General features: G+C 63.2%; 8 protein-coding genes. All 8 read right to left on the bottom strand.

What is annotated here, in order from left to right:
* Positions 1–42: 42 nt before the first annotated feature.
* Positions 43–1671, bottom strand: a complete 1629-nt coding sequence (locus tag ACYG9Z_RS21615) for an alpha-D-glucose phosphate-specific phosphoglucomutase (RefSeq protein ID WP_023752773.1) — start codon at positions 1669–1671, stop codon at positions 43–45.
* A 3-nt stretch (positions 1672–1674) separates the two neighbouring features.
* Positions 1675–3120 carry a glycogen synthase GlgA gene (glgA, locus tag ACYG9Z_RS21610; protein WP_023752774.1) on the bottom strand — a complete coding sequence of 482 codons (1446 nt, stop codon included), beginning with the start codon at positions 3118–3120 and terminating at the stop codon, positions 1675–1677.
* 19 nt (positions 3121–3139) lie between these two features.
* Positions 3140–4405, bottom strand: coding sequence for a glucose-1-phosphate adenylyltransferase (gene glgC, locus ACYG9Z_RS21605; protein ID WP_023670729.1), 1266 nt, complete (start codon positions 4403–4405; stop codon positions 3140–3142).
* 59 nt (positions 4406–4464) lie between these two features.
* Positions 4465–6678, bottom strand: a complete 2214-nt coding sequence (gene glgB, locus ACYG9Z_RS21600; RefSeq protein WP_023752775.1) for a 1,4-alpha-glucan branching protein GlgB — start codon at positions 6676–6678, stop codon at positions 4465–4467.
* A gap of 70 nt (positions 6679–6748) precedes the next feature.
* Positions 6749–9211 carry a glycogen/starch/alpha-glucan phosphorylase gene (locus tag ACYG9Z_RS21595; RefSeq protein ID WP_023752776.1) on the bottom strand — a complete coding sequence of 821 codons (2463 nt, stop codon included), beginning with the start codon at positions 9209–9211 and terminating at the stop codon, positions 6749–6751.
* 140 nt (positions 9212–9351) lie between these two features.
* The gene (locus ACYG9Z_RS21590) at positions 9352–10134 is read right to left on the bottom strand and encodes an ATP-binding cassette domain-containing protein (RefSeq protein ID WP_023670726.1); all 783 of its coding nucleotides are present in this window, start codon (positions 10132–10134) and stop codon (positions 9352–9354) included.
* Complete coding sequence (locus ACYG9Z_RS21585) at positions 10131–11192, bottom strand: ABC transporter permease (protein ID WP_023670725.1); 1062 nt, start codon at positions 11190–11192, stop codon at positions 10131–10133. Before ACYG9Z_RS21585 ends, ACYG9Z_RS21590 begins: the two co-directional genes overlap by 4 nt.
* Positions 11193–11342: 150 nt before the next feature.
* The gene (locus tag ACYG9Z_RS21580; RefSeq protein WP_084566338.1) at positions 11343–12320 is read right to left on the bottom strand and encodes a sugar ABC transporter substrate-binding protein; all 978 of its coding nucleotides are present in this window, start codon (positions 12318–12320) and stop codon (positions 11343–11345) included.
* Positions 12321–12480: the final 160 nt, after the last annotated feature.

Here is a 12480-nt window from a genome sequence, read left to right as displayed (position 1 = left end):
TCGACCCTCCCCACAAGGGCGAGGGTAAAGACGTCACCACCCTCAAGTAATCACGCTCGGCTTGTTGCGCCCGGTGTGGCTCTTGATCCCGGCGATATCATCGGCAGCCGCGATCAGGTCGGCGAGCGCCTCTTGCGTGTCGAGATCATGCCGCGCTCTGTCCGGCTCGTAGCGCTCGATGTAGACGCGCAGCGTAGCACCCGACGTGCCGGTGCCGGACAAACGAAACACGACACGCGAGCCGCCTTCGAACAGGATGCGGATGCCCTGGTTCTTGCTCACCGAACCGTCGACCGGATCGTGATAGGCGAAGTCGTCGGCATTGGCGATCTTCAGGCCGCGCACGCTGGTGCCGGGCAGCGAGGTCAGCTTGGCGCGCAACTCGTCGACCAGGGCGTTGGCGCGCTCGGTTTCGACCTCCTCATAGTCATGACGTGAATAGTAATTGCGGCCGTAGGTCGCCCAATGTTCGGTGACGACGTCCTTGCAGCTTTCGCCGCGCACGGCCAGGATGTTCAGCCACAACAGCACCGCCCACAGCCCGTCCTTTTCACGGACATGGTTCGAGCCGGTGCCGGCGCTTTCCTCGCCGCAGATCGTTGCCATGCCGGCATCGAGCAGATTGCCGAAGAACTTCCAACCGGTCGGCGTTTCGTAGATGCCGATGCCGAGCTGTTCGGCGACGCGGTCGGCAGCGCCGCTGGTCGGCATCGAGCGGGCGATGCCTTTGAGCCCGTCCTTGTAGCCCGGCGCCAATTGCGCATTGGCGGCAAGCATGGCCACCGAATCCGACGGGGTGACGAAAATGCCCTTGCCGATGATGAGATTGCGGTCACCGTCGCCGTCGGAAGCGGCGCCGAAATCGGGCGCATCCGGTCCCATCATCTCGTCATAGAGATGCTTGGCGTGGACCAGGTTCGGATCCGGGTGATGGCCGCCAAAATCCGGCAGCGGCTTGTAGTTGCGGCAGGTGCCATTCTCCGCGCCGAGCCGGCGCTCGAGGATTTCCTTGGCATACGGGCCGGTGACCGCATGCATGGCGTCGAAGCGCATGCGGAAGCCGTATTTGAAATTGGCGCGGATGGCGTCGAAGTCGAACAGGCTCTCCATCAATTCGGCATAGTCGGTGACCGGGTCGATAATCTCGACCGCCATGCCGCCGGCGGTCACCGTGCCGATCTTGTCGATGTCGATCTGGTCGATGTCGGCGGTCTTGAAGCTCGAAATCGTCTTGGTCTTTTCGAAGATCGCGTCGGTCAGCTTTTCCGGCGCCGGGCCGCCATTGCCGGCATTGTACTTGATGCCGAAATCCTCGTGCGGGCCGCCCGGATTGTGACTGGCCGACAGGATGATGCCGCCGAAGGTCTTGTATTTGCGGATGACATGCGACGCCGCCGGCGTCGACAATATGCCGCCCTGCCCGACCATCACCTTGCCGAAGCCGTTGGCCGCCGCCATGGCGATGGCCTTCTGGATGACCTCGCGGTTGTAGAAGCGGCCGTCGCCGCCGATCACCAGCGTCTTGCCCTCAAAGCCCTCCAGCGCGTCGAAGATCGACTGGATGAAGTTCTCGGCATAGTGCTCCTGCTGAAAGACAGGCACCTTCTTGCGCAGGCCGGACGTGCCGGGTTTCTGGTCGAGATAGGGTTTGGTGGCGACGGTCCGGATCATGCTTCAGGCAACCCTTTTCGAAAGCAGCAGGCGGTAGAGTTCAACGTATTTGTCGGCGCTCTTGTCCCAGGAGACATCGGCCTTCATGCCCTGGCGCTGGATCTGTTCCCAGACGGCCGGGCTCGAATGCGCATCGACCAGCCGGCGGATGGCGTGCAGCATGGCGCCGCCACTATTGGGCGCGAACTGGAAGCCGGTGGCGACACCGGCCGAGATCGCTGCTTCATTGGCGTCGATGATGGTGTCGGCAAGGCCGCCGGTGCGGGCGACGACCGGCACGCAGCCATAGCGTAGGCCGTAAAGCTGGGTCAGCCCGCAAGGCTCGAAGCGCGACGGGATGACGATGGCGTCGCAGCCGCCCTGCATGGTGTGGGAAAGCCCCTCGTCATAGCCGACGACGACGCCGACACGGCCGCGATGGCGGGCGGTGGCAGCCAGCAGCGCGCCTTCCAGGCCGGCGTCGCCTGAGCCGAGGATCGCCAGCCGCGCGCCGGTGGCGACGACGCCGTCGACCACAGCCGCCAGTATGTCCATGCCCTTCTGCCAGGTCAGCCGGCTGACGACGCAGACGATCGGACTGTCGTCGCGCTCGAGGCTGAAGCGGTCCTCGACAACCGCCCGGTTGGGAAGCCGAGCCTTGAGCGTCGCGGCGGAGTAGGCCGACACCAGATGCTTGTCGGTCTCCGGGTTCCAGATGTCGGTGTCGATGCCGTTGACGATGCCGTAGAGGTCGGAAGAGCGCATATTGATCAGGCCGTCGAGGCCCATGCCGAATTCCGGCGAGCGGATTTCCTGGGCATAGGTGGGGCTCACCGTGGTGATCGCCCAGGCCGCCTGCAGGCCGGCCTTGAGGAAGCCGACGCCGCCATAGTATTCTACGCCGTCGAGCGCCATCGCCGCGGCCGGCAAGCCGAGCTCGCCAAAAATGCCGGCGCCGAACTGACCCTGGAAGGCAAGGTTGTGAACCGTGATCAGCGACGGCACGCCGACCGCCTTGCCGTAGCGCATATAGGCCAGCGTCATCGCCGACTGCCAGTCATGGGCGTGGACGAGATCCGGCTGGTAGCCGGAAATGGCGCCGCCGGCGATATCGCCACCGACCTGGCTCAGCGCAGCAAAACGCCGCCAATTGTCGGGCCAATCGGCGCCGGCCGCATTGCCGTAAGGGCCGCCGGGACGGTCGTAGAGATGCGGCGCGTCGAGCACGAACAGGTCGAGCCCGGCGGTCTTGACGGCATGGACCGAAGCCTTGCCGCCCTGCAGCAGCGGGTATTGGTAGACAGCCTTCTTTTTCTTGAAGGCGTCCATCACCTGGGGAAAGCCGGGGATGAGCGTGCGCATGGTCACGCCCTTGGCGGCCAGCGCGATCGGCAATGCACCGGTCACATCGGCAAGTCCGCCGGTCTTGATCAGCGGGAATATCTCGGGCGTGACCGACAGAACCTGCATGCGTTTATGGTATCCCGTCTTACAGCTTCAGCTTGTCGATCATGTCCTGCGTGACCAGGCAGATGCCCTTTTCCGAGACCCGGAAACGCTTGGCGTCGAGAACAGGGTCTTCGCCAACCACCAGCCCTTCCGGTATCCTTACACCGTGGTCGATGACGACGCGCTTCAACTTTGCGTTCCGGCCGACATGAACGTCGGGCAGCATGACGACCTCTTCCAGCGTCGAATAGGAGTTGATGCGCGCCCCGGTGAAGATCAAGCTGCGCTTCAGCGAAGCACCCGAGACGATGCAGTCGCCTGAGACCAGCGAGGAGACGGCCGAACCGCGCCGGCCATCCTCGTCATGCACGAACTTTGCCGGCGGCTTCAATTCGGCATAGGTCCAGATCGGCCAGTCGCGGTCGTAGAGGTCGAGTTCGGGAGTGATGTCGGTCAGGTCGATATTGGCTTCCCAGTAGGCGTCGACCGTGCCGACATCGCGCCAATAGGCTTCGTTCTCGGCCGTCGAGCGCACGCAGGACTTGGCGAAGCGATGCGCGATCGCCTTACCGTGCTGGACGATGTAGGGGATGATGTCCTTGCCGAAGTCGCGGCTCGAACCCGGCTCGGCGGCATCGCGGCGCAGTTGTTCCATCAGGAACTTGGTCTTGAAGACATAAATGCCCATGGAGGCCAGCGCGAATTCCGGCTTGTCGGGAATGCCGGGCGGGTCGGCGGGCTTTTCGACGAAGGCGATGATGTTGTCCTTGCCGTCGACATGCATGACACCGAAGCCGGTCGCTTCCATGCGCGGCACTTCGAGGCAACCGACGGTGACGTCGGCATTGGCGTCGACGTGCTGACGCAGCATCAGCTCGTAGTCCATCTTGTAGATGTGGTCGCCGGCGAGGATGACCATGTATTCGGGGCCATAGGCTTCGATAATATCGATGTTCTGGTAGACGGCGTCGGCGGTGCCTTCATACCACTGCGTTTCCGAGACACGCTGGCTGGCCGGCAGGATGTCGAAGCTTTCGTTTCGCTCCGGCCGCAGGAAGTTCCAGCCGCGCTGCAGGTGGCGGATCAGCGAATGCGCCTTGTACTGGGTGGCGACACCGAGGCGGCGGATGCCGGAATTCAGCGCATTGGACAGCGCGAAATCGATGATGCGCGTCTTGCCGCCGAAATAGACAGCCGGCTTGGCCCTGCGGTCGGTCAATTCCTTGAGCCGGCTGCCGCGGCCGCCGGCCAGCACATAGGCCATGGCATCGCGCGCCAGCGGCTGGGTTCTCTTCAAGTCTGCCATTTTTACCCTCCCAAATTACCAGTCTGGAGCATCGCCCGGTCCGCAACGAGTCGACGGACCTAGTCCGCAACGAGTTCAAGCATGATCGTCGACAGCGGCGGCAAAAGCATCGTTGCCGAAATGCCTCCTCCTTCCGCCCTGGCTTCGACCACACCGCCATTGCCCTTGCCCGAACCACCGTAGTCCGAAGCGTCGGTGTTGATGATTTCGCGCCATTTGCCGACCTTGGGCAATGGCACGCGATAATTGTCGCGCGGCACTGGCGTGAAGTTGGAAATGACGGCGATCGGGTTGCCGCCGGGCGCGCTGCGCAGCCAGGCGAAGACCGAGTTTTCCTTGTCGTCGACGATCAGCCAGGAGAAGCCGTCCGGCTCGCAGTCTCGTGCATGCAGCGCCGGGCGCGAGCGATAGAGATAGTTGAGGTCGCGCACCGTCTGCCAGACGCCGCGATGCGGGTGGAAGTCGAGCAGGTTCCAGTCGAGCGCGCGCGCCTCGCTCCACTCGCGGCGCTGGGCGAATTCCTGGCCCATGAACAACAGCTTCTTGCCGGGATACCCCCACATGAAGGCGTAAAAGGCGCGCAAAGTCGCGAACTTCTGCCAGTCGTCGCCGGCCATCTTGCCGAGCAGCGTGCCCTTGCCGTGCACGACCTCGTCATGGGACAGCGGCAGCACGAAATTCTCGGAGAAAGCGTAGGTCAATCCGAACGTCAGGTCGTTGTGGTGGTGCTTGCGGAAGATCGGCTCCCTGGCGAAATACTCCAGCGTGTCGTGCATGAAGCCCATGTTCCATTTGAAGCCGAAGCCCAGCCCGCCTTCATGCACCGGCGCCGAGACCTTCGGCCATGAGGTCGATTCCTCGGCGATGGTCATCACGCCGGGATGGTGGCCGTAGACCTCCTTGTTCATCTTCTGCAGGAAGGACACCGCTTCGAGGTTTTCGCGGCCGCCTTTCTCGTTGGGGATCCATTCGCCAGCCTTGCGCGAATAATCGAGGTAGAGCATCGAGGCCACTGCATCCACGCGCAAACCGTCGACATGGTATTTCTCGGCCCAGAACAGCGCATTGTTGACCAGGAACGACACCACCTCGCGGCGGCCGAAATTGTAGATCGCGGTGTTCCAGTCGGGATGAAAACCCTTGCGCGGGTCGGCATGCTCATAAAGTGCTGTGCCGTCGAAATTGGCCAGGCCATGCGCGTCGACCGGGAAATGCGCCGGCACCCAGTCGAGGATGACGCCGACGCCGGCGCGGTGCGCACCGTCGACGAAACGGGCGAAGCCGTCGGGGTCGCCGAAGCGCGCCGAGGGGGCATAAAGTCCGGTTGTCTGATAACCCCATGACGGGTCATAGGGATGTTCGGAGATCGGCAGGAACTCGATGTGGGTGAAGCCGGTCTCGACAGCATAGGGGATCAGCTGGTTGGCGAGTTCGTCCCATGACAGGAAGCTGCCATCATCGTGCTGCTGCCACGAACCGGCATGGACCTCGTAGATCGATATGGCTTCGCGCCGGGGATCGGCCTTTCGCCAGTAATTGCGATGCGCCTCGTCGCCCCATTCATGCGCCGGCGGCACCGCCGTCACTGAGGCTGTGGCCGGGCGCAATTCCGACTTGAAGGCGAACGGATCGGCCTTGAGCGGCAGGCGCACGCCGTCCGGGGCAATGATCTCGTATTTATAGGGGTGGCCGGCGCCGATATCGGGAATGAACAGTTCCCAGATGCCGGTGTCGCGGCGGTCGCGCATCGTATGGCGGCGGCCGTCCCATTCGTTGAAGTCGCCGACCACGGATACGCGCCTTGCATTGGGCGCCCAGACCGCGAAATGGACGCCCGACGCGCCTTCATGGTCGAGGAGATGGGCGCCGAGCTTGTCGAACAGCCTGAGGTGCGACCCTTGCGCGATATAGTAGTCGTCCATCGGGCCGAGCACCGGGCCGAAGGAATAGGGATCGGTCAGCCACCAGTCGCCGCCGGCATTTTTGGCGTGATACCGCAGCGGCTGGCGCTTCTTGATCGACAGTCTGCCTTCGAAGAAACCGGCGTCGTCGCGCCGCGTGAGTTCGCCGGCGTTCTTGCCGGCCAGCGTGTATGCGGTGACGAACTCGGCATTGGGGACGAAGCAGCGGGCAACCAGGCTCTTGCCGGCATCATGCACGCCCAGGATTGCAAAAGGATCGCCATGCGTGCCTGCAACAATTGCGGCGACATCGCCGGCTGGCGCCAGCCCGTCCGACCCGCTCGTCGTCGCGGTCGCGCGCGGTTTCTTCATCAGGCGGTGTCCCTCCCTGGGAACCAGTTCTTGTGCACAAGACCCATTGTCGTGGCCTCATGCAATCATATCAGGCGGGCACGTTCCAGATTTCTTTCGCATATTGGCGGATCGTGCGATCGGAAGAGAACCAGCCGACGCGGGCAACGTTGCGGATAGCGCGCGCGTACCAATCGGGGCTGTTGCGCCAGACGGCGTCGACATCGCGCTGGGCGGCGGCATAGGCGTCGAAATCCGCCGCCACCATGAACCAATCGCTGTTGTAGAGACCGTCGACCAGCTCGCGGTAGCGATCCGGCTGGTCGGGCGAGAACACGCCCGACGATACTGCGGCAACAGCCTGCGCCAATTCAGGGGAGCCCTCGATCACGGCGCGCGGGTTGTAGCCATTGCTGCGCCGCTCGGCGACTTCCGCCGTGCTCAGGCCGAAGATGAAGATGTTGTCGTCGCCGACGCATTCCTTGATCTCGACATTGGCGCCGTCGAGCGTGCCGATGGTCAAGGCGCCGTTCAGCGCGAACTTCATGTTGCCGGTGCCCGACGCCTCCATGCCGGCAGTCGAAATCTGCTCGGACAGGTCGGCGGCCGGCATCATCACCTCGGCCAGGCTGACATTGTAGTTCGGCACGAACACCACTTTCAGCAGCCCGCGCACCGACGGGTCGCTGTTGATGACCTTGGCGACGTCGTTGGCCAGTTTGATGATCAGCTTGGCATTGTGGTAGCTGGGCGCCGCTTTGCCGCCGAAGAATTTGACGCGCGGCATCCAGTCCTGCTCGGGATGCGAGCGGATCTGGTCGTAGAGCGCGATCGCTTCCAGGATGTTGAGCAGCTGGCGCTTGTATTCGTGGATGCGCTTGACTTGGATGTCGAACAGCGCCGACGGGTCGAGCTTGATGCCGAGCCGGTCTGCGACCAGATTGGCGAGCTTGACCTTGTTGGAGCGCTTGACGGCGGCGAACTTGTCGCGGAAGGCGGCATCGCCGGCAAAGGCTTCGAGCTCCTTGATGGCGTCGATGTCGTCGAGGAAACGGTCCCCGATCGCCGCGCGGGCGAGCGCGGTGAGGCCTGGATTGCACTGGATCAGCCAGCGCCGTGGCGTGATGCCGTTGGTCTTGTTGTTGATGCGGTCGGGATAGAGCTTGTGGAGATCGGCAAACACCGTCTCCTTCATCAGCTCGGTGTGCAACGCCGACACGCCATTGATCGAGTGCGAGCCGACAAAGGCCAGGTTACCCATGCGCACGCGGCGGTCGCCATTTTCCTGGATCAGCGAGATGCGGCTGATCTGCTCGTTTGAGAACTGGTTGGTGGCGCGCGCCTCAAGCAGCACCTGCGCATTGATGGCGTAGACGATCTGCATGTGGCGCGGCAAAAGCCGTTCGAACAGCGGCACCGGCCAGCTTTCCAGCGCTTCGGGCAGCAGCGTGTGGTTGGTGTAGCCGAAGGTGCGCTTGGTGATGTCCCAGGCCTGGTCGAAATCTAGGCCATGGACGTCCATCAGCAGGCGCATCAGCTCTGGCACGGCGATCGCCGGATGGGTGTCATTGAGGTGGATCGCCGCCTTGTCGGGCAGCGAGGCCAGATCGCCATACTGGCTGAGATGGCGCTGGACGATGTCCTGCAGCGACGCGGTGGAGAAGAAATATTCCTGCCGCAGCCGCAGTTCCTGGCCGGCCTTGTGGGAATCGGCGGGGTAAAGCACGCGCGACAAGGCATCGGCCTTGTTGCTTTCGGCCAGCGCGCCGATGTGGTCGCCGGCGTTGAACTTGTCGAGCAGGATCGGATCGACCGGCATGCCGGACCAAAGCCGCAGCGTGTTGACGCGGTTGGCGCGCCAGCCGACCACCGGCGTGTCGTAGGCGACGGCCTGGACATGCTCGGTCGGCTTCCAGACGTGACGCTCGAGCCGGCCATCCTTGGAGGTGATCGATTCCACCGAGCCGCCGAAGCCGACCTCGAAGGCACGCTCCCGCCGCTCGAACTCCCAGGGGTTGCCGTGGTCGAGCCAGGTTTCGGGCAGTTCGACCTGCCAGCCGTCATGGATCTCCTGGCGGAACATACCGTTGGCGTAGCGAATGCCGTAGCCGTGGGCCGGAATGTCGACGGTCGCCATGCTTTCCATGAAGCAGGCGGCGAGCCGGCCAAGACCGCCATTGCCGAGCGCCGCATCCGGTTCGAGCCCGGCGATGAGGTCCAGGTCGACGCCCAGCGACTTGAGCGCTTCTCGCATATTGTCCATCAGGCCGAGATTGGAGAAGGCATCGCGCATAAGCCGGCCGATGAGGAATTCGAGCGACAGGTAATAGACGCGCTTTTCCTGCTGGGCGTAGGCCTCCTGCGTCGCCTGCATCCAGTGATCGACGATGCGGTCGCGCACGACCTTGATCGAGGCGGTCAGCCAATCATATTGCGTAGCAACGGACGTGCCTTTGCCGACCCGGTATTTGAGAGCCAGCAAGACTTCGTCGGCCAGCGTCTTGGGATCGGGTATTTCGAGATCGGGGGCTTTGGCTGTCATTGTTCGCGTCATACTGCCTCTCGTGATCGTGCTGCGATCATACCGGCTTTCGCTCTCAGTCCCAGCCTATCCTAGTGCATCGCAACATACGTTCAATCGATTTAGACCAGCATGCCGCCAGTTCCCCTGCGGCAATTTATCCGTCGAGCGGATCAGGCAGCGAGTGCAGCCTCCGGCGGAACCTTCGCTCCCGTCATGAAGGCGACGGCGTCGGACATGGTATATTGCTTGGGATCGATGACGCAGAGGCGGCGGCCGAGCCGATGGATATGGATGCGGTCGGCAACCTCGAAAACATGCGGCATATTGTGCGAGATCAGCACGATCGGCAGGCCTCGTTTCTTGACGTCGAGGATCAGTTCCAGCACGCGGCGGCTCTCCTTGACGCCGAGTGCGGCGGTCGGCTCGTCCATGATCACCACGCGGCTGCCGAAAGCGGCGGCGCGCGCCACCGCAACGCCCTGACGCTGGCCGCCCGACAGCGTTTCCACCGCCTGGCTGATGTTCTGGATGGTCATCAGCCCAAGCTCGGTGAGCTTGTCGCGGGCGCGCTTTTCCATTGCGGGCCGGTCGAGCATACGAAGCCAGTCGCCGAGGAAGCCGGGTTTGCGGATCTCGCGGCCGAGGAACATGTTGTCGGCGATCGACAGGGCCGGCGACAAAGCCAGGTTTTGGTAGACCGTCTCGATGCCCGCCTCGCGCGCCTCCATGGGCGATTTAAAAGCGACAGCCTTGCCTTCAAGACGGATCTCGCCTTCGTCGGGCACGGCGGCGCCGGAAATCGCCTTGATCAGCGATGATTTGCCGGCGCCATTGTCTCCGATGACGGCCAGGATTTCGCCGGGGTAGAGGTCGAAGTCGGCATTGTCGAGGGCGGTGACACGGCCATAGCGCTTGATCAGGCCGCGCGCGGTGAGGATGGGTTCCACGGTCATGCCGAAACCTTTCTGATCCATTGGTCGATCGCCACGGCGCCGATGATCAGCACACCGGTGAGCAGCACCTTCCATTGCGGATCGGCGCCCAGCATGTTGAGGCCCATCGAGACGACGCCGACGATCATCGCGCCGAAAAGCGTGCCCAGAATTGAGCCGCGCCCGCCGAACAGTGAAATGCCGCCGATCACCGTCGCAGTTATCGCCTGCAGGTTGTAGTCGGTGACGGCGGCTGACGGTGAGATCGAGCCGTTGCGGCCGATGGAAACCCAGGCAGCGAAAGCTGCGATCAACCCGGCAAGGGTGTAGACCGTCATCAACACCTTCTTGGTCTGGATGCCAGACAGCTTCGCCGCCTCCTGATCATCGCCAACGGCGTAGACGTGGCGGCCCCAGGCGGTGTGATTGAGCACGTACCAGAGGATCAAAACGAGCACGACCGTGGCGATGACGCCCAGTGTCAGCACCGCCGTGCCGATCTTGAAACTCAGGGCAAAGAGATGCAGCAGCGGCGCCTGGGCGTCGACGTCGGTATCGCGGATCGTCTCGTTGGCCGAATAGATGAAGTTGGTCGCCATGACGATGTTCCAGGTGCCGAGCGTGACGATGAACGGCGGCAGCTTCATGTAGGCGACCAGCAAACCGTTGAGCAGGCCGCAGGCTGCGCCGGCGGCAAGCCCGATGGGCACTGCGAGCACGGCCGGCATGCCGTAGCTGACCGCGCAATTGCCCATGATCACGGCCGAAATCACCATGATCACGCCGATCGACAGGTCGATGCCGGCGGTCAGGATGACCAGTGTCTGCGCGGCACCGAGGATGCCGACGATGGCGATCTGCTGCAGGATCAGCGTCAGCGTATAGGATGAGAAGAAACGCCCGCCAATGGCGATGCCGAAAATTACGATCGACAGGACCAGCACAATCAGCGGCACCGCCGCCGGCGTGGAGTGCAGGAAATGCTGGATGCGCTTGACGGCCGATTTGTGCTCGTCAAAGGCGGCAACGCTTGTGTCGCTGCTCGAGAGAACCTTCTCGAATTCCTGTGCTTGAGCCATGTTTCCTCCCCTGGGCTTCAGCTCCATGCCGATACCCGCTCGCGCCTGTCCGGTCTGCTGCCGGGATTATTCGCGTGACGCATCGTCCACCCGAAGCGGCCGGGGATCAAGCCCCCGGCCGTCAGCTTGCCGCTGGCTGTCAGGCAGCCATCAGCCCCAGCACTTGGCGAGGCCTTCCTTGGTGTCGATCGACTTCACGCCATTGGCCGGCTTGTCGGTGACGAGGTTGACGCCGGTGTCGAAGAAGTTCTTGCCTTCGGTCGGCTTCGGCTTGGCGCCGTCCTTGGCGAAGGCGGCGATCGCCTCGATGCCGAGTGCCGCCATCTGCAGCGGGTATTGCTGCGAGGTGGCGCCAATGACGCCTTCGGTCACCGACTTCACGCCGGGGCAGCCGCCATCGACCGAGACGATCAGCACCTGGCTTTCGAGACCGACCGCCTTGAGCGCCTGGTAGGCGCCGACAGCGGCGGGCTCGTTGATGGTGTGGATGACGGTGATGGAGTTGTCCTTCTGCAGAAGGTTTTCCATCGCCTTGCGGCCGCCTTCTTCATTGCCGTTGGTGACGTCGTGGCCGACGATGCGGGCATCATCCTCATCGCCGATCTTGTTGGGATCCTTCACGTCGATGCCGAAGCCCATCATGAAGCCCTGGTCGCGCAGCACATCCACGGTCGGCTGTGAGGGGGTCAGGTCGAGGAAACCGATCTTGGCGTCCTTGGCCTTGTCGCCGAGGGTCGCGGCTGCCCAGGCGCCGATCAGCTTGCCGGCTTCCAGATTGTCCGTCGCGAAGGTCGCGTCGGCGGCATCGATCGGGTCCAGCGGGGTATCGAGCGCGATCACCAGCAGGCCGGCGTCACGCGCCTTCTTCACCGTCGGCACGATGCCCTTGGTGTCGGACGCGGTGATCAGGATGCCCTTGACGCCGTCGGCGATGCAGCTTTCGATCGCCGCCACCTGGCTCTCGCTGTCGCCGTCGATCTTGCCGGCATAGGTCTTGAGGTCGACGCCAAGTTCCTTGGCCTTGGCGGTCGCGCCCTCCTTCATCTTGACGAAGAAGGGGTTGGTGTCGGTCTTGGTGATCAGGCAGGCGCCGACGCCGGCGGCCGATGCTGTCGAAGCAAACGCCATCAGGCCGAGGCCCGCCGCGGCGAACACGGTGGACTTCAATAAAGCTTTGGTCACGATCTTCCTCCCATGGAACCATGCGGATGCCGCCAACCGGCATCTTGAGCGCATCCACTGAAGTTCTCCCAGTGTGGACGCGCCCTCAAATGACACCAGCGGGAGC

Source organism: Mesorhizobium sp. RSR380A (assembly GCF_054719385.1).
Note: the sequence above shows the minus strand (reverse complement) of the source record. Positions and strands in the feature narration are given on the sequence as shown.